Below are 26,123 nucleotides of genomic sequence, written 5' to 3' on the forward strand. Positions count from 1 at the left end.
CGGCGCGCATGGCGGTCGACCGCAAGCGCGTCTCCGAACTGGTCCGGGAACTCCTCGAGGCCATCGGTGAGGATCCGGAACGCCCCGGCCTGAAGTTGACTCCGCAACGCGTCGCCGACGCGTATGCGGAATTCTTCTCGGGTGTGGGTGAGGATGCCGCGGCCCCGCTCGCGCACACGATCTCGGTCACGCGGGGCCCCGCGCCCGACACGCTCCCGTCGGGGGCGGTCATGCTCCGCGACATCCGCTTCCGCTCCGTCTGCGAGCACCACCTGCTGCCGTTCGCGGGGTACGCGCACGTCGCTTACCTGCCCGGAGAGCAGGTCGTCGGCCTCGGTGCGCTGCCGAAGGTGATCGACATCCTCGCCGCCCGCCCCCAGGTGCAGGAGCGCCTCGGCGAACAGATCGCCGACACGATCGCCGGCTCCATCGACACCCGGGGTGTGCTCGTCGTGCTCGACGCGGTGCACGAGTGCGTCACGATGCGCGGGGGACGGCAGCCCTCGGCATCCACCGTCACGATCGCCGCGCGGGGCGTGTTCACCGAGCCCGCGGACCGCGCCGAGGCCATTGCGCTCCTCACGGGCGGCCGCACGTGACTCTCGTCATGGGAGTCGTCAACGTCACGCCGGACTCGTTCAGTGACGGCGGCCGGTACGCGACCCACGAGGCGGCCATCGCGCACGGTCGAGCGATGTGGCTGGACGGTGCCGACCTGCTCGACATCGGCGGCGAATCGACCCGACCCGGGGCGGCCCGGGTGGAGCCGGCCGAGGAACAGGCCCGAATCCTGCCCGTCATCGAGACGCTCGCGGCCGAGGGCGCGACCATCAGCGTCGACACGATGAACTCGACCACGGCCGCGGCGGCCGTCGCCGCGGGTGCGCGCATCGTGAACGACGTCTCGGGCGGTCTCGCCGACTCCGACATGCTCGCGGTCGTCGCTGCGACGGACGCGGATGTCGTCCTGCAGCACTGGCGCGGCCACTCCGCCGACATGTACGGCACCGCCGTCTACGACGACATCGTCGGCGAAGTGGTCGGCGAGCTCGGTGAGCGCGTCGCCGCGGCGCGGGCCGCCGGCATCCCGGATCATCGCATCGTGGTCGACCCGGGCTTCGGCTTCGGCAAGACGCCCGAGCAGAACTGGCAGGTCGTCCGCGGCCTCGACCAGCTCGTCGGCGACGGGCATCGGGTTCTCATCGGGACGAGCCGCAAACGGATGCTGGCGGTCGCCGCATCCGGCGTCGGCATCGAGCTCACGGGCGAGGACCGCCTCGACCTCGCCACGGCCGTCACGAGCGTCCTCGCGGCTCAGGCGGGCGTGTGGGCGGTCCGCGTGCATGACGTCGCCGCGACCCGTCTGGCCCTCGCCGTGCGGATGGCATGGGAGGGTGAAGGATGACCGACGAGATCTCGATCACCGGCATCCGTGCCACCGGGTTCCACGGCGTGTACGACCATGAGCGCCGTGACGGCCAGGAGTTCGTCGCCGATGTGGTGCTGTCGCTCTCGCTCGCGGCGGCGGCGGCGAGTGACGACGTCGCCGACACCGTGCACTACGGCGAGGTCGCCGAGCGGGTCGCCGCGATCCTCGCGGGCGATCCCGTCGACCTCATCGAGACGGTCGCCGACCGCATCGCGACCGCTGTGCTCACCGGCTGGCCGCTCGTCGACGCCGTCACGATCACGGTGCACAAGCCCGCAGCGCCCATTCCCGTTCCGTTCGGCGACGTCGCCGTCACCGTGAGGAGGTCGCGCGCATGAGTCGCCGACTGGCCGAAGGGATGCCGCCGACGCCGCCGCGCGCCGCCGGCCCGGCTCAGCGCGCTGTCATCGCTCTCGGCGCGAACCTCGGGGAGCGGGCCGACACGATCGCCGAGGCGATCGCCGACCTCGGCCGCCTGCCGATGACCTCGCTCGTCGCCGCAGCCGAACCGATCGAATCGGTCGCAATCACCCTCGGGGGGCCGGATGCCGACGCCCCCCGCTACCTGAACACCGTCGCGCTCGTCGACACCCGACTGGCCCCGAGCCTTCTCCTCGGCTACCTCCACGCGATCGAGGGCCGTCACGGCCGAGAGCGTCGCGAACGGTGGGGGAGCCGCACCCTCGATCTCGATCTCATCGCCTACGGCGACGTGCGCTCGAACGAGCCCGCCCTCGTGCTGCCGCATCCGCGCGCGGCCGAACGCGAGTTCGTCCTCGATCCGTGGCTGAGCATCGACCCGGATGCGGTGCTCCCGGGCGTCGGTACCGTCGCCGATCTTCGCGCCGCGCTGCCGGGAGGCACCGCGTGACGCGCACGAATCCGCTGCTCCTGGTCACCGTCGCCGTCGTCGCGGGGGTGGTCGGGTTCTTCGTCGATCAGATGCTCACCGGCATGGGGCATCCGAGCTTCACCCCCTCGCCGTTGCTGCCGATCCTCCTCGTCGCCCTCGGCGCGGCCGTCGTCCTCGCCGCCATCCCGGTCCGCCGCGCAACCGCCGGGACCGCGGCGCCCGTCGACCCCTTCCGCGCGCTCCGCATCGCGATGCTGGCCAAGGCGTCGAGCATCGTCGGCGCCCTCATCGCCGGATTCGGCGGAGGACTCCTCGCCTTCGTGCTCACACGACCCGTGTCGCCCTCGTTAGGCTCAACGGGTGCGGTGATCGCCGCGGTGGGGGGCGGGCTGCTCCTCGTCGCCTGTGCGCTCGTCGCCGAACACCTGTGCACCATCCGGAAGGACGATGATGACGACCAGCCCGGACCCGACGAACCCGGCTACGGGCTCTCCCACTCCGACTGACGAGACTTTCACCCGAATCCTCGAACCCCGCGGCGACCACCGGCTGCCGCTCGGCGACGGGAGCTGGCGTCAGCTCTCCCGCAAATACGTGATCGGTCAGATCATCGGCTACGTGGTCGCGCTGCTGCTGATCGCGGCCGCGGTCCTGACGCTCTGGCTCATGTTCGAGGCGACGTGGCCGTTCATCCCCGGCGGCATCCTCTTCGCGATCTTCCTTCTGACGCTCATCGTCACGCCCCGGCAGGCGCGCTCGATCGGCTATCAACTGCGTGAGGACGACCTCGTCTTCCGCCGGGGCATCCTGTGGCAGCGCATGGTCTCCGTCCCCTACGGACGGCTGCAACTCGTGGACATCACGCACGGACCGCTCGATCGGATGCTGGGCATTGCCCAGCTGAAGCTCGTCACCGCCGCGGCATCCACCGGCGTCACGATCCCCGGTCTGCCGCAGCGCGACGCGGAGCAGTTGCGCGACACGCTCATCGAGGTGGCCGAGACCCGGCGGACGGGTCTGTGAGCGACCTCGACCCGCAGGTCCCGGCGCCGGAGGCTCCGGCGGGCTCGGCTCCGCCCCCTGCCGCCGTGCGCTCCGAGATGAGCGACGGCGAGTGGCACCGGATGCATCCACTGTCGCCGCTCTTGCGCGGCGGACTGACGCTCCTCGTGATCCTCGGCATCCTCGTCGCGAACCTGCGTGACCGCCTCATCACGTTCTTCCTGCCCGAGAACTTCCGCTACGACGAGGAGGACCCGGTCGACTTCGTCCTGCAGAACGGCATCGCGCTGCAGGCGATCGTCGTCGTGGCGGTGGGCCTCGTCATCCTCATCGCCCTGTTCTGGACTGCATGGCGGTTCCACACCTTCCGGATCACGGGCGACGAGGTGGAGGTGCGAAGCGGCGTGCTGTTCCGCACGCACCGTCGCGCCCCGCTCGACCGGGTGCAGGGCGTCAACCTCACTCGCCCGGCCCTCGCCCGCCTCGTCGGGCTCGCCAAGCTCGAGGTCGTCGGCGCCGGTCTCGATGCGAACGTGAAGCTCGAGTACCTGTCGACGCGCAATGCCGAGACGGTGCGCGGCGACATCCTCCGCCTCGCGTCCGGGCACCGGAAGAAGGATGCCGCGGTCCGCGTGGCGCCCGGCGGTGCTCCGCTGCCGACTCGAATCGGTGCGGGCATCGGCGAGATCATCGCCGGTGTCGACGAGGACGAGGCGGAGCCCGAATCGATCGTGCGCGTGCCCATGTCGCGCCTCATTCTCGCGGGGCTGCTGTCGGGCTCGACGATCTGGTTCATCCTCGTCGTGGTCGCGGCGATCGTCGGCCTGGTCCTGCAACCGATCTGGATCATCCCCGCGCTCGGCGCGTCGATCCCGGCGGCGATCGGTTTCGGCGCGTACGCGATCCGGCAGTTCATCCGCACGGTCCGCTACTCGATCGCACCGTCGTCGGCGGGAGTGCGCGTCACCTTCGGCCTGTTGACCACCGTCACCGAGACCCTGCCCCCGGGCCGGGTGCACGCCGTCGACATCCGGCAGCCGATCCTCTGGCGCTGCGGCGGTTGGTACCGCATCCGGGTCAACAAGCTCTCGGGCCGCTCAGCGAGCGATACGTCGGCGGCGCAGATGGGCGATGTCCTCCCCATCGGGACGCAGGCCGACGTCGAGCGGGTACTGCGCCTTCTGCTGCCGTCGATCCCCATCGACGCCGCTCTGCTCGGCGCGGGCCTCAAGGGACCGCGCGACGGCGACGGCTACACGACGTCCTCGCCCCGCGCACGCGTCATCGATCCGCTCACGTGGCGGCGGAACGGCATCCTCGTGACGCCGCAGGCGGTACTCATGCGCACCGGGCGCCTCTGGCCGAAGCTCACAATCCTGCCCCTCGCGCGGCTGCAGTCGGTGCGGCTGTCGCAAGGTCCGCTCGATCGTCGACTGGGGCTGGCGACGATCACCGGTCACACGGTCATGGGGCCCGTCTCGGGCACGGTCGAATCCCTCGACCACGTGCAGGCCTATGAGCAGTGGAACGCGATCACCGCCGCAGCAGTGGCTGCCGCGTCTGACGAGACCGCCGGCGCCGCCGACGAAGAGATGTCGGATGCCGCGGTCGCGCCGTCGTCGGATATCGCACCGGTCGCGCCGTCGCTGACGCCTCCGTCGCTGACGCCCCCGCCGCCCGTGTCCCCGCAGATGCTCCCGCCGGAGCAGCCATGACGCGCGAGGGACGACTCGGGGTCGGGGTCATCGGCGCCGGTCGGGTGGGCCCTGTCGTGGCGGCTGCGCTGGCCGGTGCCGGGCATGCCCTCACCGGAATCACCCCTGGGTCGGACGACGACCGAGTCGATGCGATCCTCCCCGACCTCCCGCGTGTGAGCGCCGAGGAGGTCATCCGTCGGAGTGAGCTCGTCGTCATCGCGGTGCCGCACGACGAGCTTCCCGGGCTCGTGGCGGGTCTCGCCGAGCTCGGCGCCTGGCAGGTCGGGCAGATCGTGATGCATACGGATGCCGCGCACGGCATACAGGTGCTCGCCCCCGCGGCCTCGCGGGGTGCGATTCCGATCGCGATCCATCCGGCCATCGCCTTCACGGGGACGTCGACCGATCTGCGCGCGCTGAAAGACGCGTATGCCGCGGTCACCGCACCCGCTGCTGTGTTGCCGATCGCGCAGGCGCTCGCCGTCGAGATGGGCTGCGAGCCGATCGTCGTCGCCGACGCCGACCGCGCCGCCTACGGGGAGGCGATCTCGACGGCGACGGCGTTCTCGGCGTCGATCGTGCAGCAGTCGGCCGACCTCCTCCGGAGCGCCGGCATCGACGACCCCTCGCGGTACCTGTCGGCGCTCGTCCACACGACGATCGACCGAGCTCTCAGCGCCTCGGCCCCCTCGCTCGGTGACGGGCCGCCGGTCCTGTCGTGAGTGACGTCGAGCTGGCGCGGATACCTGCGGGCAGCGTCGAGCTGCACGATGCGCGGCGTCGCACGCGCTGGACCGTGGCGCTCGAGCCGTTCGAGATCGGCGTCTACCCCGTTACCGAGGAGCAGCTGTCGGAGGTTCTGGGGGTCGCGGCATCCCACCCCCGCCGCCCCGCGGTCCATGTGAGCTGGCAGCGCGCCGTGCGTTTCTGCAATGCGCTGTCGGAGTGGGAGGGCCTCGATCCGGCGTACGCGGTGGACGGCGAAGAGGTGCGCTGGCACGTCGACAGCGAGGGGTTCCGCCTGCCGACCGAGGCCGAATGGGAGTACGCCTGCCGAGCGGGATCAACAGGCCCGCACTACGGCCCGCTCGCCGAGGTGGCCTGGACCGCCGGCGACGGCGTGAGCTCGCCGCAGCCGGTCGGGGGCAAACTTCCCAACCTTCACGGGCTCTTCGACACCCTCGGGAACGCGTGGGAGTGGTGCTGGGACTTCCTCGACACCGAGCGATACGACGACTACCGCGTCTTCCGGGGCGGCGGGTTCGCCGACGACGCCTGGAGCGTCCGCGCCGGCACGCGCCGCGGCGGCGGGCCGCGAATGACGCACGACGACGTCGGGTTCCGCGTCGCGCGGGGTGGCTTCGACGCGGTGGATGCCGCGCAGGGCTGGTCGGCCGCGTTCGACGCCGAGCGGGCCGCGGGTGGCGACCCGCGCCCACCGGGGTGGACGCCGCGGCGCTGAGCCCTTCGCGGACGGACCCGTCCGCCGCTGTGCCGTTCGCGGATGAGCCCGTCCGTTTCTGTTCGCGGATGCAATGGATCCTGCGCGGCGCGCCGGTGACGGATGCCGGGCCGCGGGGTGTCGGCGACAATCCATTGCATCCGTGACCACCGCCATCCACTCGCCGTGGCGGAACCGCGCGGGAGCCCGTCGATAGACTGAAGGGTCGAATCCCCGAGGAGCCCCCGAACATGACCGACGCGCCCACGCCCGCCGAGACGACCGATGAGAACGGCCTCGCCGATGTGTTCGAGCAGAAGGCGGTCCGCCTCGCCAAGCGGGAACGGCTGCTGAGCGAACGGACGGATGCCGCCGGTGGCGCGTACCCCGTCTCGGTTCCCGTCAGCGACACGATCGCGGCGCTGCGCGAGCGCTTCGCCTCGCTCGAGGCGGGCGACGAGACCGGCGAGACCGCTTCGGTCGCCGGCCGGATCGTGTTCAGCCGCAACACCGGCAAGCTCTGCTTCGCCGCCCTGCAGGCCGGCGACGGCAGCCGCATCCAGGCCATGGTCTCCCTCGCCGAGGTGGGCGAGGAGTCACTGCAGGCGTGGAAGGAGCTCGTCGACCTCGGCGACCACGTGTCGGTGACCGGTCAGGTCATCTCGAGCCGCCGCGGCGAGCTGTCGATCATGGTCTCCGCGTGGACGATCGCCGCGAAGGCGCTGCTCCCGCTCCCGAACCTGCACACCGAGCTCAGCGAAGAGAGCCGCGTGCGGTCGCGGTTCCTCGACCTGATCGTCCGCGACACGGCTCGCGAGACCGTCGTCGCCCGCGCCAAGGTCAACGCGTCGCTTCGTCGCACGTTCGATGCGCACGGCTTCCTCGAGGTCGAGACCCCCATGCTGCAGGTGCAGCACGGCGGCGCGGCAGCTCGCCCGTTCGTCACCCACTCGAACGCGTTCGACACGGAGCTGTACCTCCGCATCGCCCCCGAGCTCTTCCTCAAGCGCGCCGTCGTCGGTGGCATCGACCGGGTGTACGAGATCAACCGCAACTTCCGCAACGAAGGCGCCGATTCCACGCACAGCCCCGAGTTCGCGATGCTCGAGGCGTACCAGTCCTACAGCGACTACAACGGCATCGCCGACCTGACGCAGGAGCTCATTCAGAACGCCGCGATCGCGGTCGCAGGCTCCACCACCGTGACGTGGGCCGACGGCACCGAGTACGACCTCGGTGGGCAGTGGGACCGCATCTCGATGTACGAATCGCTGTCGGATGCCGCCGGTCGGCGCGTCACGCCGGAGACGTCGTTCGAGGAGCTGCAGGCTCTCGCCGCCGACGCGGGAGTCGAGGTGCCCGAGAAGATCGCCACCCACGGCAAGCTCGTCGAGGAGCTCTGGGAGCACTTCGTGAAGGGCGGCCTCGAGCGCCCGACGTTCGTCATGGACTTTCCGCTCGACACCTCACCCCTCGTGCGCGAGCACCGCACCATCCCGGGCGTGGTCGAGAAGTGGGACCTCTACGTCCGCGGCTTCGAGCTCGCCACCGGCTACTCCGAGCTCGTCGACCCCGTCATCCAGCGCGAGCGGTTCGTCGAGCAGGCGAAGCTCGCCGCGCGCGGCGACGACGAGGCGATGCGCGTCGACGAGGAGTTCCTGCGGGCGCTCGAGCACGGCATGCCGCCCACCGGTGGCATGGGCATGGGGATCGACCGCCTGCTGATGGCGATCACGGGCCTCGGCATCCGCGAGACGATCCTCTTCCCGCTCGTCAAGTAGGGCGCCTGACCCGCTATTGTGCGGGTATGACGCTCTGGGGGGAGTCGGCGGGGGATCCGCGCCGTAAACGACGCGGTCGAGGACACCGGATGATCGCTGCGGTCGCGATGGCGATCGCGCTCACGCTGTCGGGCGGACAGGTGGGTGTCGCCGCTGAACGCTCGAGTGCGTCCGCTGCGGCGGAGCCGCGCGTCGGCATCCCCCTCGTCCTGGGCACGGCGGCGGTCGGTGGGCAGGTGACGGTCGAGCACGGCATGGCGCCGCTCGCACCCCATGAGAACGGCGGGGGTGTGCAGTATCCGCGTCCGATCGCCCGGTACAGCTACCAGTGGCTGGCCGACGGCAAGCCCATCGCGGGCGCCACCGAGGGCTCCCTCGACATCAGGTCGGCTCTGACCGGTAAGCAGCTCTCCTTCCGGGTGACCGCACGGATGCCGGAGGGTGGTCCCGTGGTGACGGCAACCTCTCTCGAGACTCCGCGCGTGATCAAAGCCGGCGTCGTCGAGGGCGTGCGCCTTCCGATCAATCCGGAGTCCGGGAACTCACGGTTCGCCGTTGCAGCGAAAGGGTGGCCGGCGGGAACGAAGCTCACGCATCAGTGGGTCATCGACGAGCTGCCCGTCAAAGGCGCCACCGGCCGTCAGTTCGAGCTGCTGCCGCGGCCGCACACGACGATGAACCTCGGCGCCGTCGTGACGGCGACCCGTCCGGGGTACGAGACCCTCCTCCTGCACCTCACCTCGGGCGGCCGAGCCGGGCTATTCGGGTCGACACTCCAGAACGCCGGGGCGCCGCAGATCGTGAGTGCCGCCGGCGCGGGGACCCCGACCGGGCAGGCCGCGGGGATTCTCGAAGGGTTCGTCGCCCGCAACGGCGGACAGCTCGTAGGGGCGAAGGTGACGGTATTCCGCACCGGACGTGGATCGGCGTACGCGACCCCGGTGGAAGTCACCAGCAGGGTGACCGATGCCGATGGCCACGTGCGCATCGCCGGCCTCACGCCCGGCAATTACTGTCTGAAGGTCGCCCCCGCACGCGGCTACGCGCAAGAGCCCCCGGATTGCAATTCCCCTTGGACTGACGCGACCGCGCGCGTGTACGCCGGTTCGGAGTCATCGTTCATGCTCCGGACCGAGAAGATCGGCGCGATCCGCGGCACGGTGACGGATTCCCGGGGGAAGAAGGTGCGCGGCGCGCGTGTGACGGCCTACTACGCCGAGCGAACGGTGCAGGGATTCGATCGCCTCCGTGCAGTCGCGACAGTCACGGCGGACAGCGGCGGGGCGTACCGCATCCCGAATCTGCCCGTCAGTAGCTACGTGCTGAAGATCAGCGGAACCTCGTCGACAGCTCACAAGGCGGACTGGTGGCGTTCGAAGGGCTCGGGCTTCGAGTTCGACTCGACCTGGGTGGAACCCGGGAAGACCATGACGCGCAATGCCGTCCTCGCCGCCTACGTGCCCGTCGGCACCCCGACCGTCTCGGGGCGCGCCCGGGTCGGTTCGTCGCTCACGGTGGCCCACCCGAAGACGAAGGGTGTCGTCTACAGCTACCGCTGGAAAGCCGACGGAAAATCCATCAGCGGCGCGACCTCGTCGAAGCTCACCGTGCGGAAGGGGCAGGTAGGCGCGCGCATCAGCGTTCAGGTCGTCGCCACCGGATCCGGCTGGGCGAAGACCACGCGCGAGTCCGCGAAGACGGCGCGGGTCTCTCGCTGACCCGGATCCTCACTGCACGTCCGCCCGCTGATTGCGGACGAAGCCGACGGCGAGCGGCACGACCAGCCACAGCACCCCGGCCGTGAGAGCCGGCCCGATAGCCCCACCGCTACTGCCGGCATCCGCGATCGCGCTCAGGCGGAACCAGTTCCCGACACCGTGCGGAACGAGCGTCAGCAGGGGATCGATCACGAACCCCTGCACGAGGGAGAACACGATCGCGATCGCGACGCGCTGCGTGGCTGCGCCGTAGGCGATGCCCGAGACGGTGCCGACGGCGGCGCTCCACAGCAGGACCGCGATGGTCTCGGCATCCGCATTCCAGGTGATCGCAGCGCCGGAGACGAGAGCGAGGACGGCGGTGAAGACGACCGCGAGAAGGGCTGCGGCGAGCACGAGGGTGGCGCAGACGATGACAGCCGCCAGCACCTTCGCGAAGAACACGATGTGCCGCCGCGGCTCGAGTACGTAGGTGGTCAGCACGTCCCGTGACTGCCAGTCGGCGGCCATGATGAAGATCGCCAGGATCGGGATGAAGATGGTGACGGCCGATCCCATACCGAGGAGGGCGGCGCCGACACTGACCGTGGTCGCGTCGAGCAGGACCGCGATGAGCGCGAACCCGGCGCCGACGATCACCCAGAGCGAAGCCGTGAGCCCGAGCGCCCACCGGGTGCCGCGCGTCGTCCGGACGTTCCGGAGTTCGGCGCGGAGGCTCCGGGCGAAGCGCCCCGATGCCGTCGGTTCGGCGTCAACGGAGGTCAAGGACGTCACCTTCCACGTGGTACTGGCCGCGCGTGAGGCGACGGTACAGATCGCTGATCGACTCGCGATCCTCGGCGAGCTCATCGATGACGATGGCGTCCGCGATGCAGATCTGGCTGAGGGATCGAGGGTCGACGCCCACGGCGAACCGGCTGCCATCGGCATCGGTAGTGAAGGGGATGCCGCGGGAGGTGAGCGCTCGCCGCATCAGATCGGGGTCCACGGCGACCACCGTGGCGTTCCTGCCGCTGGTCAGCTCGTTCACGTCGCCGGAGTAGCGGATCGCGCCCTCGCTGAGGACGACGATCCGGTCGGCGAACGTCTGCAGCTCCTGGAGGAGGTGCGTCGATACGAGGACGGATCCACCCGTCGTGTGCGCGTGGTGGACCAGGGTCTCCCGCAGCCAGTCCGCCGTCTCGATGTCGAGGCCGTTCATGGGCTCATCGAGGATGAGGTGTCGGGGGCGGCCGAGGAGGGCCAGCGCCAGCGCGACACGCTGCTTCATCCCGAGCGAGAGGGCACCGAAGCGGCGACGCTCGGCGGTGGCGAGCCCGAGGGTCCCGGTGAGTTCGCGTGCCCGTTCGAGCGGAACGCCGGCGAGGATGGCGGCGCTCGCAAGCGTGTCGCGGACGCTGCGCCCCGGATGGTGCGCGCCCGGGTCGAGCAGCGCGCCGACCGTCCGCCCGGGCTGGGCGAGGTCGCGATATGGGACGCCGTCGAAAGTCGTCGAACCCGCGTCCGCGATCGTCAGCCCCAGCATCGATCGCATGGCCGTGGACTTGCCGGAGCCGTTCGGCCCGAGCAGCCCGGTGACCATCCCGGCGGGGATGTCGAAGGAGACGTCATCGAGCACCCGCTTGCCGCCGTACGACTTGCTGACGCTGCGGACCCGGATGCCGGTGCCCAGACCGTGATCCATACGCAGCCCGTCCTTCCCTCAGGAGTGACGCTAGCGACGCGCTAAGACGGCGCGCGTGAGCCGAAAGGCACTGCCCTGCGACGCGGGGACGCAATCGAGTTGCGTCCCCAGACGCAATCGCGGGCCAGCGTGACGGGTCAGGGCGTCGAGGGGATGCGGATGATGCCCGCTCGCGCCGCGAAGAGGAGGACCTGCATCCGATCGCGCACGTCCCACTTGGTCATGATGCGCCGCAGGTGAGATTTGATCGTCGCCTCGGAGAGGAAGAGCTCCCGGCCGATCTCGGCGTTCGACATCCCCTTGGCGAGGAGGCGGAGGACGTCGATTTCGCGGGGCGTCAGCTGTTCCGCGGGGCTCAGCGTGACAGTCGCCTGACTGGCGGCGGACGTGGAGATGCGCCGCACGATGTCCTGCCCTGCGATCGAGGAGAGGACGAACCCGCCGTGGTGGGCGCTGCGGACGGCCGCCGTGATGTGCTCAGGCTCGGAATCCTTCACGAGGAAACCGACCGCCCCTTTACTCAGCGCGGTCGCCACGGTCTCGTCCGAGCTGTAGGTGGTGATGGCGATGGTGCGCGCCGACGGAAGCTCGGCTGAGAGCCGCTCGATGGCGCGGATGCCGTCGCCGCCCGGCATCCGGATGTCCATCAACACCACGTCGGGCTTCAGATCCAGACTCAGCTCAACGGCGCTCGGGCCGTCGCTCGCCTCGCCGACCACGGTCATCCCGGTTTCCGCGTTCACGAACACCTCGAGCGCACGTCGCACGAGAGCCTCATCGTCAGCGATGAGGACTCGGATGGGAGGCATGCGATCAGCCTAGGTGTCGCCTCGTCCGTCCTGCGATGAGGCAGTTGCGTCTCGAGCAGGAGCGCGCAACGCAATGTTCCGCGTCATGATGAGGGGATGGAACCTGGGGGCGAGTCCGCGACCGCTCCCGTGGTCTCACCGGAATCGGACGCCCGTCCCGGGTCTCGCACGGCGCTTCGCGACGTCTGGGATCACGTCCTCCCCCCGGTGCTCGCCCGCGCGTTCATCGTGCTGCTCCCGCTGGTCGCCGCGGTCGACGCGCTGTGGACGGGGTTCACATCGGGGCCGCCGACATCCTGGCCGGTGTTCGCGACCGCCCTCCTGATGAACGGTGCGATCATCGCGATGGCCTGGCGACCCATCTGGGGCGCGAGCATCCTCATGCTCGCCGGGTTCGTCGCGATCGCCGCGGGGCACAGCGGTGAATACCTGACGGCCGTCGCCATGAGCATCGGGGTGGTCTTCTACTGCTGCAGCGCGGTGTTCTCGGTGGCGTACGGCGTCGCCGCGGTCGCCTGGGTGGCTGCGATCGCCACGATGCCGCCGGGCCTCGAGGTCGGTGGCGTGGTCGCCGTGTTCGTCATCGGCCTGCTGTCGGCGACTGTCGGCCGGGGCCTCCGTCGAGTCGTCAGCCGTAACGTCGCGCTCGCCTCCCAGGTCGAGGCTCACGAAGCCCAACTCGATGCGGCACTCGTCGCTGAGCGCAACCGGATCGCGGACGAATTGCACGACGTCATCGCCCACGAGATCTCCATCACCGTCATGCACGCGCGGGTGCTGGAGCGCACCGACGACCCCGAGACGCGGGTGAGCTCGCAGCGCGCGATCGTCGCGGCATCCGCTCAGGCGCTTACCGACACGCGGCGCGTGCTGCAGCTGATCCACGGCCGGTCGGGAACGGACGGTGTGACGGATGCCGGTGCCCCCGGCATCGGGCGTGAGCTGGACTCCCTGGCGAAGAAGCTCCGGGACCTCGGGCACGAGGTGCAGGTCGAGGTGACGGGCGAGGCCCCGCTCGCCGGCATCATCGACACGACCCTCACGCGTGCTGCCCGCGAAGCCGTCACGAACATCGTCAAGCACGGCGCTCCGGCGGTCACGGTGGACCTCTCGCTGGTCCTCACATCGCACACCGTGGTCCTCGTGGTCGCGAACGATCCGCACCGCCCGACGGCCGAGACGCGGCCGGGGCCGGCGTTCGGGCTCGCGCGGCTTCGCGAGCGGGTCGAGGTTCTCGGGGGCACGTTCGCGGCCGGACCCGACGGCGCGCGCTGGCGCGTTCGGGTCGAGCTGCCGACGCGCTGAGACGCCGTACGCCCGACTCCCCGGGCTCGTCAACCCCTTGCATTCCCCTCGTCTGAACCGGTTTAGTAGAGCCTGTTCGGCACGAAGGAGTGAAGGATGCCCCCGCAGACCCGCCCCACCATCGCGGACGTCGCGCGCGCCGCCGGGGTCAGCAAGGGGCTCGTCTCGTTCGCGTTGAACGACCGGCCGGGGGTCGCACCGGACACCCGCGCGCGGATACTCGCCGCGGCCGCCGAACTCGGGTGGACCCCGAGCCTCAGCGCACGCTCGCTCAGCGTGGGACGCGCGTTCGCCTGCGGGCTGGTCATCGGCCGCAGCCCCGACGTCATCGCCGCCGACCCGTTCTTCCCGACCTTCATCGCCGGCCTCGAAGACGAGTTCTCCGTCACCGGGCAGGCTCTCGTCCTCGCCGTCGCGACCCCGGGTCGGAAGGAAGCCGAGACCTACCGCGCGCTCGCGACGGATCGACGTGTCGACGGGGTCATCCTCACCGACATCCGCGTCGATGACCCGCGCATCCCGCTCCTGCAGGAACTCGGCATTCCCGCCGTCACCCTCGGCGTCCCCGACGTCGCGTCGCCGTTCGCCGCGGTCTCCGCCGACGACGGGGTCGGCATCCGCCTCGCCGTCGATCACCTCGCCACCCTCGGCCACCGCCGCGTCGCCCATGTCGCAGGGCCCGACGCCATGTTGCACGCCCGCCGCCGCAGCGAGTCCTTCCAGGCCGCAGCGGATGCCGCGGGCCTTCGCTCCCGCATCGTCGAGACCGACTTCAGCGCGGCAGACGGCGCTCGTGCGACCGCCGCCCTGCTCGATGCGGCCGACTCTCCGACGGCGATCGTCTACTCGAACGACGGCATGGCCGTCGCGGGGATGGCGGTCGCGCAGCAGCGGGGCATCCGGGTGCCCGAGGACCTCTCGATCACGGGCTTCGACGACACCGAGATCGGCCGCTGGGTCCACCCCGCGCTCACCAGCGTCACCACCGACGCCCGCGGATGGGGGCTCGTCGCCGCGCGAACGCTTCTCCGCGCGATCGCCGGCGAACCGCCCGCGCGCATCGCGCTCGCAGATCCCACCCTCGCCGTCCGGGGATCGACGGCACCGCCACCCCTGGCCGCGGACTGACCGCGACCGCACCACGAAGGAGAGAGACATGCAACGACGCATCCTCATCACAGCAGCAGCCGCATCCGGCGTGCTCGCCCTCACCGCCTGCAGCGGCGGCGGGGGAGGGGGAGGTGGTGGCGACCTCGAGGGGCGGGGCGACATCACCATCTGGTACTCCAACAACGAAGCCGAGATCGGCTGGGGTAAGGCGATGGTCGAGGCGTGGAACGCCGACCATCCTGACGAGCAGGTGAAGGCGCAGGAGATTCCCGCGGGCGCATCGAGCGAAGAGGTCATCGGCGCGGCGATCACCGCCGGCAACGCTCCCTGCCTCGTGTTCAACACGTCTCCGGCCGCGGTTCCCGGCTTCCAACGCCAGGGCGGTCTCGTCGACCTGTCGAAGTTCGAGGACGGCGACGACTACATCACGGCCCGCAGCGGCGAGCTGGCCGACCAGTACCGCTCCGACGACGGCGACTTCTATCAGCTCCCGTGGAAGTCGAACCCGGTCATGATCTTCTACAACAAGGACCTGTTCGCGAAAGCCGGCCTCGACCCGGACAACCCGAAGCTCTCGACCTACGACGAGTTCCTCGAGACGGCTCGCGCACTCAAGGAGGCGGGCGTCTCGGAGTACGCGATCAACCCGGCTCCGACGAGCGAGTTCTTCCAGCCCTGGTTCGACTTCTACCCGCTGTACGCCGCCCAGACCGGTGGCACGCAGTTGCTGGAAGACGGCAAGGCCACGTTCAACGATGACAACGGAAAGGCCGTCGCCGACTTCTGGCGGACCCTCTACGACGAGAACCTCGCCGGGAACGAGCAGTACCAGGGCGACGCTTTCGCCGACGGCTACGCCGCGATGGCGATCGTCGGTCCGTGGGCGATCAGCGTCTACGGCGACGCGATCAAATGGGGTTCGGTGCCGGTGCCGACGAAGGACGGCACGCCGGCGGGCGACACCTGGACCTTCAGCGACGCCAAGAACGTCGGCATGTTCACCGCGTGCGACAACAAGGCGACGGCCTGGGACGTCCTGAAGTTCGCGACGAGCGAGGAGCAGGACGGCGCCTGGCTCGAGGCGACGGGGCAGATGCCGCTGCGGCAGGACCTGACGGGCACCTACCCGGACTACTTCTCCGACAACCCCGCCTACCAGCAGTTCGGTGACCAGGCGGCTCGCACCGTCGAGGTGCCGAACGTGATCGGCTCGGTGGAGATCTGGCAGGCGTTCCGCGACGGCTACTCGAAGTCGGTCATCTTCGGCGAGACGCCGGTGGACCAGTTCCTCTCCGACACGTCGGCAGAGATCGACAAGCTGGCTTCGGCGGGTTGAGATGACCGCCGTCGTCCCCGGTCGCGCCGGTCCCGGCGCGACGCGTGGTGCCTCCCCCGAGAAGGACGGGAAGGATGCCGCGCCTCGCCGCGGCATCCTGCACCGCCTCCTCGGCGCGCAGCCTCACGGGCTTCTCTTCTCGGCGCCCTACATCGTGTTCGTCCTGGTGGTCTTCGCGTACCCGGTCGTCTTCGCGGTGTGGATGTCGTTCCAGGACTACTTCTTCGCCGCTCCCGGTGCTGTCGTCGACCGGCCGTTCGTCGGGTTCGACAACTACGTCACGGCGCTGAGCGACCCCGAGGTATGGCGCTCGTTCGGCAATGTCGGTATCTTCCTGATCATCAACGTGCCGCTGACCGTGGTGCTGTCGATCCTCCTGGCGACCGCGCTCGACCGGGTGACGAAGGCGCGGACCTTCTTCCGGGTGAGCTACTACGTCCCGTACGTCACGGCATCCGTCGCGGTCGTCGCGGTGTGGCTGTTCCTCTTTGCCCGCGGCGGGCTCGTGAACAACGTCCTCGGGCCGCTCGCCCCCGACCCGTCGTGGCTCGTCAACTCATCGCTCGCCATGCCGGTGATCGCCGTCTTCGTGACCTGGAAGGGCCTCGGGTTCTACATCCTCCTGTATCTCGCGGCGCTCCAGAACGTGCCGCGCGAGCTCTACGAATCGGTGTCGATGGACGGCGGCGGCAAGCTCCGCCAGTTCTTCGCGGTGACGGTGCCGAGCGTGCGGCCGGCGACGCTGCTCGTGGTGCTGCTCGCCACGATCACGGGAGCGAACCTCTTCACCGAGCCGTACCTGCTCACCGGCGGCGGTGGGCCGAACGGTGCGTCCACGTCGCCCGTGCTGCTGATGTACCAGCGCGGCATCGAGCAGCAGAACCCGGATGTCGCGGCCGCGATCGGCGTCGTGCTCATCGTGTTCGTGCTCGCCATCGCTCTGCTGCAACGCAAGTTGGTCGGAGGGGAGGAGCGATGAAGCGTGCACTCGGTTCGAAGATCGCAATGTACGTCGGGCTGTCGATCGGAGCGCTCGCGTTCCTGTTCCCGTTCTTCTACATGGTGGTCGGCTCGTTGCAGACGAACGTCGACCCCACCCCGGCGGGCGCGTTCCCGAATCCGGCGAACCTCACCCTCGACAACTACTCCGCCATCAACGGGCGCATCGATCTCCTCCAGGGGCTCGCGAACTCGGGGATCTTCACCGGCGGCGTCATCCTCGGCACCGTCGTGTTCGGAGTCCTCGCCGGGTACGCGCTCGCCGTGCTCCGCTGGCGCGGACGCGGGGCGACGTTCGCCCTCGCGCTCCTCGTGCAGGTCGTGCCGTTCCAGCTGCTCATGATCCCGCTGTACGTCATGATCGCCCGCGATTACGGCCTCGCCGACAACTACCTCGGGATGATCCTGCCGTTCTTCATCAACTCGACCGCGGTGGTGATCTTCCGGCAGTACTTCCTGCAGCTGCCGAAGGAGTTGTTCGACGCCGCCCGGATCGACGGCGCGAACGAGTTCCGGCTGCTGTGGAGCGTCGCCCTGCCGCTCGTCCGACCCGCCCTGCTGACGGTCGTGCTGCTGACCTTCATCGGGCCGTGGAACGAGTTCCTGTGGCCGTTCCTCATCACGAAGGATGCCGACATGCAGCCGCTCGCGGTGTCGCTGGCGAATTTCATCTCGAACATCGCGGCATCCACCGCGAATCCATTCGGGGCGATGATGGCCGGTGCCGTCGTGCTCGCCGCCCCCGCAGTGGCGCTGTTCCTCGTGTTCCAGCGCTACTTCACCTCCAATGACATCGGATCCGGAGTGAAAGGATGACCATGCCCGCCGAAACCCACGTCCCCTACCGCCTCACCCGTATGGGGGTGGTGATGACCCCCGCCGACGGCGATCCGAACGAAGCCGAGGGGGTGCTGAACCCCGGCTCGGGCCGCGGACCCGACGGCGAGCTGTACCTGCTGCCGCGTCTGGTCGCCGACGGCAACGTCTCGCGGGTCGGGCTCGCCCGGGTCGTCATTGAGGACGGCATCCCCGTCGCCGTCGAGCGCGAGGGAATCGTGCTCGAGCCCGATCGCGGCTGGGAACGCGGGGTCGGCAACGCCGGCGTCGAAGACCCGCGGATCACCTGGGTCGAGACGCTGGGGCTGCACGTCATGACGTACGTGGCGTACGGGCCGCTCGGGCCTCGCACCGCCGTGGCGGTGTCGAGCGATCTGCGGGAGTGGCGACGGCTCGGGCCGGCGCTCTTCCGTTACCAGGACGACCTCGATATGGACCTCAACCTGTTCCACAACAAGGACACCGTGTTCTTCCCCGAACCGGTCACCGCACCGGATGGGGGGGAGGCCCTCGCCGTGCTGCACCGTCCCATGTGGGACCTCGGCGAGACGAAGCCCGGCCAGGGTGTGCATGTGCCGGCGGGAATCGACGACGAGCGCCAGTCGATCTGGATCAGTTACATCCCGCTCGACGACGTGCGCGAGGACCTCGCCGCCCTGACGCTCTGGGAGCAGCACCGCTTCGTCGCCGGGCCCGCATTCCCGTTCGAGGAGCTCAAGATCGGCGGCGGACCGCCTCCTCGCCGCATCCCCGAAGGGTGGCTCGTCCTCCACCACGGGGTGACCGGCGTCCTCGAGAGCGCCTTCGCGCAACAGCAGAAAGTCAACTACGCCGCCGGGGCGATCATCCTCGACGCCGACGACCCGTCGAAGGTCGTCGCCCGCACTCCGGAGCCGCTCCTAGCCCCGGAGACAGACGACGAACGCAGCGGCATCGTGCCGAACGTCGTCTTCCCGACCGCGATCGAAGAGGTCGACGGCCGCCTGTTCGTGTTCTACGGCATGGCCGACTCGAAGATCGGCGTCGCCCTGCTGGAACGCACCGACTGATCGCGTGCCGTTCTCCGGATGACGCGCGTGCGCCGGCCCGTGCGGGTCGCGCGCGGTCGATTCATCCGGAGAACGGCACACCCACCGAAAGGAACACACCCCTGTGAACACTTCCGCACACCGTCGTGCGGGAACCGTCGGGATCACGGCGCTCGCCGTGCTCGCCCTGACCTTCCCGCTCGGCGCGACTGCCGCCGCCGCGGCCCCGGCATCCACCGCCGTGACCAACCTCGCTCACCTCGACTTCCTGCTCGACGAGGCGACGCCTCCCGCAGACGTCGACGGGCACAGCACCTACCGCCAGGACGAAGAGCCGACCCTGACCCTGCCGTGGACCTACGCCGACGCGCGCGACGGCGGCACGTTCGAACGGGTCGGTGGGGGACCGCTCGACCCCGAGACCGGGTACTGGGGGCAGGGGGCATACAACGCCGACGACGTCACCCGCGCCGCCGTGGTCTACATCCGCCACTTCGAGCTGACCGGCGACGACGACAGTCGCGACAAGGCGTTCGAGCTCCTGCGGTCGGTCGCCTACTTCCAGACCACCGAAGGGCCGGATGCCGGCAACGTCGTCCTCTGGATGCAGCCCGACGGCACGCTCAATCCTTCCGCCGAGCCGATCGAGCTCCCCGACCCGTCGGACAGCGGGCCGAGCTACTGGCTCGCGCGCACGCTGTGGGCTCTCGGCGAGGGGTACGCCGCCTTCAAGGACGAGGACCCGGAGTTCGCCGCCTTCCTCGACGAGCGACTCGACCTCTCGCTCGGTGCTCTCAACCGTCAGGTCCTCTCGAACTACGGGCAGTGGACGGTCTCCGACGGCAAGCGCGTCCCGACGTGGCTGATCACGAACGGGGCGGATGCCTCGGCTGAAGCCGCGCTCGGCCTCGCCGCCCGTGTCGATGCCGGCCCCGACAGGGCCGCCGCGACCGCCCTCCGCCAGCTCGCGAAAGGTATCGCCGCCATGGCGGACGGTTCGACGCGGGAGTGGCCGTACCGGGCCGTGCTCCCGTGGGCGGAGTCGCCGGCGATCTGGCACGCCTGGGGCTCGCAGATGCCGGCGGCGCTGGCCGCGGCATCCGTTGTCCTTGGCGACCGTTCGCTCGCCCGCCCCGCCGTCGCCGACGCGACGACCTTCACGACCACGCTCCTGACCGCCGGTGGGCCGGACAACGGGTGGAACCCGAGTCCGTTCGATCGGGTGCAGATCGCCTACGGCGCGGACTCGCGAGTGCAGTCGCTGCTCGGCGTCGCCGAGGCCACCGGGTCGGAGGGGTTCGAAGATCTCGCGGCCATGCAGGCGGCCTGGTTCTTCGGCGCCAACCACGCCGGACAGCAGATGTACGACCCGGCGACGGGAGTCACCTACGACGGCCTTCAGCCCGACGGTACCGTCAACCGCAACAGCGGCGCGGAGTCGACCATCCACGGTCTGCTTACCGCACTCGCCCTCGACGCACACCCCGGGGTGAAGCGGCAGGCGCTCTCCCTGACCGAGGTCGCCGACCGCGAGGGGCTGACGTGGATGGAGGCGGAGGGCGCGGTGACCACGACCGGCGAGGTCTCGACACCGGAGTCGTGGACGGGGGAGTCCAGCTGGTCGGGAGACAAGCTGACCCTCTCGCGAGGCGACACCGCCATCTTCGACGTCGGCACGGCCGGCGCGGACCGGTGGATCGAACCGGTCGTCTGGTCGGAGGTCGGCGAGCGGACGTCCTCGACGTGGACGAGCGGTCGCACGAAGCTCGGCACTCTCCAGCTCACCGGACCTGCGCAGGGCATCTCCCCGACGGCGGGTGCGATGCATCCGCACACGCTCCCGCGGGCGCTGCCCGGTTTCCGCGACGAGGTCCGGGTCCAGTCGACGCGTGGCGAGCTGCAGCTGGACGGCATCCTCATCCGTCCGTTCGTCTCCCGGCTCGTCCTCGGAGGCGACGGTCGAGCGCGGACCGAGCTCGTGCACTCTGCGGCCCGGTCGCCCCAGAAGGTGACCGTCGGGGCGGGTCGCGTCGCCGTGTACGACGATCGCGGCCGCGAGGTGCGCGCGAAGAAGGACCGGTTCGGGGCGCTCACCCTTCCGGCGGGTGGTTTCGCGATCGTCGAACGTTGACGATCCGACCGGGTCGCGGCGTGCGCTGCGACCCGGTCAACGTCGGAATGCCCAGTCGGGCAGGTGGGCGTGTGCGACGAAAGACCGCACGATCTCGGCGAGGCCGTGCTCGGGCTCGATGCGGAGCGCCGCTGCGGCGTAGCGGTCGCCGTGCGTCGATCGGCCGAGCGACCACGCGAGCCAGGCGGCGGTCGCGAGCGCGCCCGCACGCTGCGGCTCGGGAGTTCGGACCGCGACGTTCCGCACCAGCTCGAGCGCCGCCTCGAGGCGCATCGGATCGGGTCGGTCGCTCTCGCCCCACATCACCGACGCGAGGTCCGCGGGGTACTCCTCGCCGTCCTCCCACCGGCGCTGCGCGTCGAGCGCGGTGTCGCCGCCCGCGCGGTCGCTCGCCCACTGCACGAGGCCGACGTCGCGGAGCGACGGGCGAGCCAGGCACCACGCGATCACGGCCGCCCGCATCGGGTCGAGGGTCGCGGCATCCCACGTGAGGCAGTCCTCGTACAGTCCGGGCAGATCGTCGAGCGCGCACCCGGCTTCGAGCGCGGCGGGGTCGATCCGATCAGGTGAGCCGTCGACGGCAGGGATGCCGCACAGCACCGCCAGCGCCGCCTCGAGCGACAGGAGGGCGGCGCCGACCCCCGCGACAGCCGCCGGCTCCACGGCGGGCAGCGTCGCGCCGCCGTGCTGATCGCCGTCGACGGGCGGGAGGTGTCGCTCGAGAGCGGCAAGCGGACGCCCCCCGTCCGGCAGCCGGTCGTCGTAGTGCGATCCCCACCCCGTCCCTGCGACCGTCAACACATCGACGACACCGAGCCCGCACGCTCCCGCCGAACGTTCGAGCGCTTCGGCGAGGTCCGCTCCGGGCAGGTCCGGGTGGGCGGATGCCGCGGTGTAGACGACGGCGGTGAAACCATCGGCACCCGACACCCGGCAGAGCATGCCGACGACCGTCGACGCGACGGCGTCAAGGGGCGTACCCGTGGGAGGGAGATCGATGCGTAAGGCGCCGAGGCTCCGTCCGCGATGCATCGGGACGACGACGAGGCTCTCGGTCGGGGTGAACCCGAGGAGGCGCGGGACGAGGGCGAGGAAGTGAGCGGAATCCGCGACGGTGACGATGGTCGACATGGCCCCACGCTGAGCGACCGGGCAGCGCGGCGGGGGGCCGTCCCCTCGTCTGGGGATGAGCCGCACCGGAACAGGGACGGTGCAGAACGCCGCGGCCTGTGGGCGGGCGCAGGCACATTACGATGGAGGTATGGGTGAGATATGGGGCGCGATCGTCTGGGGACTGATTCCCACGATCGTCGTCGCCGGCCTGTTCGCCTTCGTGATCCGCAGCATCCTCCGCATGGACCGCACCGAACGCAAGCTCTACGCGCAGGTCGAGGCCGAGGAACGGCTCAAGCGCGGCCTGCCACCTCGCGACGAAACCGCCGGTCGATCCGCCCATCGATAGGCTGACCCCACACTCTCTGGGGGCATCGTGATCAGCATCAGCGTCGACTGGACGTGGACGTGGTGGATCGTCTTGGTCCTGGCGTTCGACATCTCGATCCGTGTCATCGCGGTGTTCATCATTCCGCGGAACCGGCGCCCGACAGCGGCGATGGCCTGGCTCTTGGCCATCTACTTCATCCCCGTGGTCGGCATCCTGCTCTTCCTTCTCATCGGCAACCCGCGGCTTCCGCGCAAACGTCGCAAGGAGCAGGAGTCGATCAACGACGCGTTCCGTAAGGCGAGCGAGGGGCTCGACTTCGGCACGCTGCGCCCCGACGCCCCCGAGTGGTTCACGCAGCTCGTCGGGCTCAACCGCAAGCTCGGGGCCCTCCCTATCGCCGGTGACAACGGCGCCCAGATCATCTCCGACTACCAGGGCAGCCTCGACACGATGGCAGCCGAGATCGACCGCGCCACCCGCTACGTGCACGTCGAGTTCTACATCCTGCAGTCCGACGGTGCGACGGATGAGTTCTTCTCGGCGCTCGAGCGTGCGGCAGCGCGCGGCGTGACCGTCCGCGTGCTGCTCGACCACTGGGCGAACCGCTGGAAGCCGAACTACCACGCGACCATCTCGCGCCTCGAGCGAATGGGTGCGCAGTGGCATCTCATGCTGCCGGTGCAGCCCCTGAAGGGGAAGTACCAGCGACCCGACCTCCGCAATCACCGCAAGCTCGTCGTGATCGACGGAGCCGTCGGGTTCGTCGGCTCGCAGAACGTCACGGACCGCAGCTACAACCTGAAGACCAACCTGCGACGCGGCTTGCAGTGGGTGGACCTCATGGTCCGGGTCGACGGGCCGGTCGTGGCGTCGCTCGCGGCCGTCTTCGTCTCGGACTGGTACGGCGAGACCGGTGAGGTGTTCGTCGTCGAGTCCGACTTCTTGATGGATGCCGGCACCGGCGACCTCGACTGCCAGATCGTCCCCAGCGGCCCGGGCTTCGAGTACGAGAACAACCTGAAGCTGTTCCTCAGTCTCATTTTCGGCGCGAAGAAGAAGATCGTCATGGTCAGCCCGTACTTCGTCCCCGACGAAGGGCTGCTGCTGGCGATTCAGACCGCGTGCCACCGCGGCGTCGAGGTCGAGCTGTTCGTCTCCGAAGAGGGCGACCAGGCCATGGTCTACCACGCACAGCGCAGCTACTACGAGCAGCTGCTGGCCACCGGCGTGAAGATCTGGATGTACAAGCGGCCGTACATCCTGCACTCGAAGTCCATGTCGATCGACGACGAGGTCGCGGTCGTCGGGTCGAGCAACATGGACATGCGCTCGTTCGGTCTCAACCTCGAGGTGACGATGCTCGTCCGCGGCAGCGAGTTCGTCGATCAGCTCCGCAACGTCGAAGACCAGTACCGCGGCATGTCCCGCGAACTCACGATCGAGGAGTGGGAGAAGCGCCCGATCCGCTCGGTCATCCTCGACAACCTCGCCCGGCTGACCTCGGCGCTGCAGTAAGACGACCCAGCGGCTGGTGACACTCAGAGGGTGGATGCCGCGGCATCCGCTGTCTGAGAGGGGAACGCATGCGCACCCGAGTCTTCGCCGCGCTCGCCGGGGCGATTCTGGCCGCCGGCCTCCTCGCGGGGTGTGCGACTCCCGCGGCGAGCGGTTCCGCACCGGATCCCGGGGAAGCCGACTCCGCGCCGGAGGTGCAGGTCGGCGCAGGCTGGCTCGACGGCGCGAAGACGATCGCGCTCGTGACGTGGGGGAGTTCGTCGTGCGTGCCCGCGGTTGGGGAGACCGCCCTGAAGAGCGGGGTGCTGGTGGTGTCGCTGCGCGAACCCGAACCGGGTCCGTGCACCGACGACCTCGTGGCCCGGCCGCTCGAGATCGCGACGCCGTCGGCCGTCGAGCCGGCTGACGGTCTGCGGCTTCGGGTGTCGCTCGGTGACTCGTCCGCCGAGGTCGACCTCGGCGCGTACTCGGGTGGGCCGGTCGAGGAGTTCACCCCCTCCGCCGCGTGGGTCGGCGACCGCACGATCGCCCTCCGCACGTGGGGATCGTCGACGTGCCCGCCGGTCGTCGCGGACACGCGGGCGGAGTCACCGGCATCCGTCGTCGTCCGCTTCGTCGTGCCGGATGCCGACCAGATGTGCACCGCGGACGTCGCACCGCAGCTGACGATCGTGCAACTCGATCCGGACACCGACGTGAACCGCGACGCGACGCTGAGCTTCGGTGTGCTGGACGCGGCGGGGACCGTTCCGATCCGCTGACGGTTGTTCGGTTCCTGGGACGCGATGTGTCGCGCGGCGTCGCGCGGGGCGGCACGACGCGTCCCCGGAGCGCGGGCGCCGTTCGTTCCGGGGACGCGATGCGCGGCATCCTCTCCCCACGGATGCGCGCGTCCGACTCATCCCCAGTGTCGCCTGGCTGCGATGCCACGCGCTCGCGGCGGTCGATCATCGTCGCGTGCGATCACGACCACTGCCGATGTCGCTCGGACCCATCTTCTCCGTGACGGCCGCGACGGATGCCGGAGTCTCGCCGCGCCGGCTGCGTTCCCGCGACCTCGACCGGCCGTTCCGCGGGGTGCGAGTTCGCCCCGAAGCCGCACCGCCCGATGCCGTGTCCGCGCACGTTCGTCTTGCGCTGGCGTACGCCGCGCGGATGCCGGCCTCGCAGTTCTTCAGCCACCTCACCGCCGCGGCTCTCTGGGGTCTACCCGTACCTGCCACGGCTCTCGACGGAGCGGTGCCCGACATCGGTGTCCTCACCCCGGACCGCACGCCGCGCAGCGCAGGAGTCCGCGGGCATCGCCTCGTGCACCGCACGACCGAGGTGCGCGTCCACCCGAATCTCGGCGTGCGGCTGCTGAGCCCGGCGTGCACGTGGGCTGCGCTCGGGGCGGCACTCCCCGACATGCGCGACCTCGTCGCCGTGGGCGATGCGAGCGTTCGGGTGCCGATGTTCCGCGGCGATCCGCCCGCTCTCGCCACGGTGAATGAGCTCGCCGCGGCCGTCGATTCGGGTCGCCGGCACGGGGTGAGCCGCCTGCGCGAGGCCCTTCCGCTCGTGCGGGAACGGTCGGCATCCCGCCCCGAAACGTGGTGCCGCCTCGGGCTGATCGACGGCGGTCTGCCGGAGCCTGAACTCAACTGGAACGTCGTCGTCGGTGGGCGCGCGATCGCCTGCGTCGACCTCGCGTACCCGCGCGGGCGTGTCGCCCTCGAGTACGAAGGTGGTCATCACGCGGTGGACGCGCGCCAGTGGTCGCGAGACATCGACCGGCACGAGGCGCTCGCCGCGGCGGGGTGGGTGGTCATCCGGGTCACGAAGGAGCACCTGTTCCGGGATTCCGAGGGCATCGTCGCGCGCGTGCGTCGGGCGCTCGCGCGGTGATGCGTTCCGGGGACGCAAGATGTCGCTTGCGTGCACGCGAGGCGACGAGAGGCGTCCCCGGAGCGCGGGCGCCTGCCGTTCCAGGGACGCAATCTGCCGCGTTCGCCCGTACGAGGC

General features: G+C 70.1%; 26 protein-coding genes. 22 read left to right on the top strand and 4 right to left on the bottom strand.

Features of this window, described 5'->3' with window-relative positions; translation table 11 throughout:
* Positions 1–8: 8 nt before the first annotated feature.
* The 11 genes from folE (at position 9) to MO1_RS00795 (ending at position 9,921) form a co-directional block, all read left to right on the top strand.
* Positions 9–599 carry a GTP cyclohydrolase I gene (folE, locus tag MO1_RS00745; protein ID WP_036310782.1) on the top strand — a complete coding sequence of 197 codons (591 nt, stop codon included), beginning with the start codon at positions 9–11 and terminating at the stop codon, positions 597–599.
* The gene (gene folP / locus MO1_RS00750; protein ID WP_060914938.1) at positions 596–1,405 is read left to right on the top strand and encodes a dihydropteroate synthase; all 810 of its coding nucleotides are present in this window, start codon (positions 596–598) and stop codon (positions 1,403–1,405) included. Before folE ends, folP begins: the two co-directional genes overlap by 4 nt.
* Positions 1,402–1,767 carry a dihydroneopterin aldolase gene (folB, locus tag MO1_RS00755; RefSeq protein WP_060914939.1) on the top strand — a complete coding sequence of 122 codons (366 nt, stop codon included), beginning with the start codon at positions 1,402–1,404 and terminating at the stop codon, positions 1,765–1,767. Before folP ends, folB begins: the two co-directional genes overlap by 4 nt.
* Complete coding sequence (folK, locus tag MO1_RS00760) at positions 1,764–2,300, top strand: 2-amino-4-hydroxy-6-hydroxymethyldihydropteridine diphosphokinase (protein WP_060914940.1); 537 nt, start codon at positions 1,764–1,766, stop codon at positions 2,298–2,300. Before folB ends, folK begins: the two co-directional genes overlap by 4 nt.
* Positions 2,297–2,788: a DUF3180 domain-containing protein gene (locus MO1_RS00765; protein WP_036310774.1), complete on the top strand. Its 492-nt coding sequence runs from the start codon at positions 2,297–2,299 to the stop codon at positions 2,786–2,788. Before folK ends, MO1_RS00765 begins: the two co-directional genes overlap by 4 nt.
* Complete coding sequence (locus tag MO1_RS00770; RefSeq protein WP_036310773.1) at positions 2,733–3,305, top strand: PH domain-containing protein; 573 nt, start codon at positions 2,733–2,735, stop codon at positions 3,303–3,305. The genes MO1_RS00765 and MO1_RS00770 overlap by 56 nt, the downstream gene beginning before the upstream one ends.
* Complete coding sequence (locus MO1_RS00775; protein WP_060914941.1) at positions 3,302–4,999, top strand: PH domain-containing protein; 1,698 nt, start codon at positions 3,302–3,304, stop codon at positions 4,997–4,999. Before MO1_RS00770 ends, MO1_RS00775 begins: the two co-directional genes overlap by 4 nt.
* Positions 4,996–5,703 (top strand): DUF2520 domain-containing protein, encoded by a 708-nt coding sequence (locus MO1_RS00780; protein WP_036310771.1) that lies wholly within the window; start codon positions 4,996–4,998, stop codon positions 5,701–5,703. The genes MO1_RS00775 and MO1_RS00780 overlap by 4 nt, the downstream gene beginning before the upstream one ends.
* The gene (locus MO1_RS00785; RefSeq protein WP_036310769.1) at positions 5,700–6,443 is read left to right on the top strand and encodes a formylglycine-generating enzyme family protein; all 744 of its coding nucleotides are present in this window, start codon (positions 5,700–5,702) and stop codon (positions 6,441–6,443) included. The genes MO1_RS00780 and MO1_RS00785 overlap by 4 nt, the downstream gene beginning before the upstream one ends.
* A gap of 230 nt (positions 6,444–6,673) precedes the next feature.
* Positions 6,674–8,203: a lysine--tRNA ligase gene (lysS, locus tag MO1_RS00790; protein WP_036310767.1), complete on the top strand. Its 1,530-nt coding sequence runs from the start codon at positions 6,674–6,676 to the stop codon at positions 8,201–8,203.
* Positions 8,204–8,292: 89 nt separating this feature from the next.
* On the top strand, positions 8,293–9,921 hold the full coding sequence (locus MO1_RS00795) for a carboxypeptidase-like regulatory domain-containing protein (protein ID WP_036310766.1): 1,629 nt from the start codon (positions 8,293–8,295) through the stop codon (positions 9,919–9,921).
* A gap of 9 nt (positions 9,922–9,930) precedes the next feature.
* Here the strand turns inward: MO1_RS00795 and MO1_RS00800 are convergent, their stop codons facing one another.
* The 3 genes from MO1_RS00800 to MO1_RS00810 all read right to left on the bottom strand — a co-directional run bounded on the left by MO1_RS00800 (position 9,931) and on the right by MO1_RS00810 (position 12,414).
* Positions 9,931–10,686 carry an ABC transporter permease gene (locus MO1_RS00800; protein ID WP_036311639.1) on the bottom strand — a complete coding sequence of 252 codons (756 nt, stop codon included), beginning with the start codon at positions 10,684–10,686 and terminating at the stop codon, positions 9,931–9,933.
* Complete coding sequence (locus MO1_RS00805) at positions 10,673–11,605, bottom strand: ATP-binding cassette domain-containing protein (RefSeq protein WP_060914942.1); 933 nt, start codon at positions 11,603–11,605, stop codon at positions 10,673–10,675. The genes MO1_RS00800 and MO1_RS00805 overlap by 14 nt, the downstream gene beginning before the upstream one ends.
* Positions 11,606–11,742: 137 nt before the next feature.
* The gene (locus MO1_RS00810; RefSeq protein ID WP_036310764.1) at positions 11,743–12,414 is read right to left on the bottom strand and encodes a response regulator; all 672 of its coding nucleotides are present in this window, start codon (positions 12,412–12,414) and stop codon (positions 11,743–11,745) included.
* A gap of 96 nt (positions 12,415–12,510) precedes the next feature.
* Between MO1_RS00810 and MO1_RS00815 the strand changes: the two genes are divergently transcribed.
* The 7 genes from MO1_RS00815 to MO1_RS00845 all read left to right on the top strand — a co-directional run bounded on the left by MO1_RS00815 (position 12,511) and on the right by MO1_RS00845 (position 21,160).
* Positions 12,511–13,719 carry a sensor histidine kinase gene (locus tag MO1_RS00815; RefSeq protein WP_082724344.1) on the top strand — a complete coding sequence of 403 codons (1,209 nt, stop codon included), beginning with the start codon at positions 12,511–12,513 and terminating at the stop codon, positions 13,717–13,719.
* 96 nt (positions 13,720–13,815) lie between these two features.
* A complete protein-coding gene (locus MO1_RS00820) occupies positions 13,816–14,847 on the top strand; it encodes a LacI family DNA-binding transcriptional regulator (RefSeq protein WP_036310761.1) in 1,032 nt (343 codons plus the stop codon).
* Positions 14,848–14,875: 28 nt separating this feature from the next.
* Positions 14,876–16,165, top strand: coding sequence for an extracellular solute-binding protein (locus tag MO1_RS00825; RefSeq protein WP_060914943.1), 1,290 nt, complete (start codon positions 14,876–14,878; stop codon positions 16,163–16,165).
* Between the two features lies 1 nt (position 16,166).
* Positions 16,167–17,144, top strand: a complete 978-nt coding sequence (locus tag MO1_RS00830) for a carbohydrate ABC transporter permease (RefSeq protein ID WP_036310682.1) — start codon at positions 16,167–16,169, stop codon at positions 17,142–17,144.
* Positions 17,141–17,980: a carbohydrate ABC transporter permease gene (locus MO1_RS00835; RefSeq protein ID WP_036310680.1), complete on the top strand. Its 840-nt coding sequence runs from the start codon at positions 17,141–17,143 to the stop codon at positions 17,978–17,980. Before MO1_RS00830 ends, MO1_RS00835 begins: the two co-directional genes overlap by 4 nt.
* A 2-nt stretch (positions 17,981–17,982) precedes the next feature.
* Positions 17,983–19,050 (top strand): glycoside hydrolase family 130 protein, encoded by a 1,068-nt coding sequence (locus MO1_RS00840; protein ID WP_060914944.1) that lies wholly within the window; start codon positions 17,983–17,985, stop codon positions 19,048–19,050.
* A gap of 103 nt (positions 19,051–19,153) precedes the next feature.
* On the top strand, positions 19,154–21,160 hold the full coding sequence (locus MO1_RS00845) for a hypothetical protein (protein WP_060914945.1): 2,007 nt from the start codon (positions 19,154–19,156) through the stop codon (positions 21,158–21,160).
* Between the two features lie 36 nt (positions 21,161–21,196).
* Here MO1_RS00845 and MO1_RS00850 read toward each other — a convergent pair whose 3' ends face one another.
* Entirely contained in the window at positions 21,197–22,291 is a 1,095-nt protein-coding gene (locus MO1_RS00850) for a DUF4192 family protein (protein WP_060914946.1), read from the bottom strand.
* A 130-nt stretch (positions 22,292–22,421) separates the two neighbouring features.
* Here MO1_RS00850 and MO1_RS00855 point away from each other — a divergent pair, with 130 nt between their 5' ends.
* The 4 genes from MO1_RS00855 (at position 22,422) to MO1_RS00870 (ending at position 26,006) form a co-directional block, all read left to right on the top strand.
* The gene (locus tag MO1_RS00855; RefSeq protein ID WP_036310676.1) at positions 22,422–22,622 is read left to right on the top strand and encodes a hypothetical protein; all 201 of its coding nucleotides are present in this window, start codon (positions 22,422–22,424) and stop codon (positions 22,620–22,622) included.
* 27 nt (positions 22,623–22,649) lie between these two features.
* The gene (gene cls / locus MO1_RS00860) at positions 22,650–24,119 is read left to right on the top strand and encodes a cardiolipin synthase (protein ID WP_060914947.1); all 1,470 of its coding nucleotides are present in this window, start codon (positions 22,650–22,652) and stop codon (positions 24,117–24,119) included.
* Positions 24,120–24,187: 68 nt separating this feature from the next.
* Positions 24,188–24,880, top strand: coding sequence for a hypothetical protein (locus MO1_RS00865; RefSeq protein ID WP_060914948.1), 693 nt, complete (start codon positions 24,188–24,190; stop codon positions 24,878–24,880).
* A 196-nt stretch (positions 24,881–25,076) separates the two neighbouring features.
* Positions 25,077–26,006, top strand: coding sequence for an endonuclease domain-containing protein (locus tag MO1_RS00870; protein ID WP_060914949.1), 930 nt, complete (start codon positions 25,077–25,079; stop codon positions 26,004–26,006).
* Positions 26,007–26,123: the final 117 nt, after the last annotated feature.

It is taken from the genome of Microbacterium oleivorans NBRC 103075, from assembly GCF_001552475.1.
In the GTDB taxonomy this organism is placed as follows: Bacteria; Actinomycetota; Actinomycetes; order Actinomycetales; family Microbacteriaceae; genus Microbacterium; species Microbacterium oleivorans.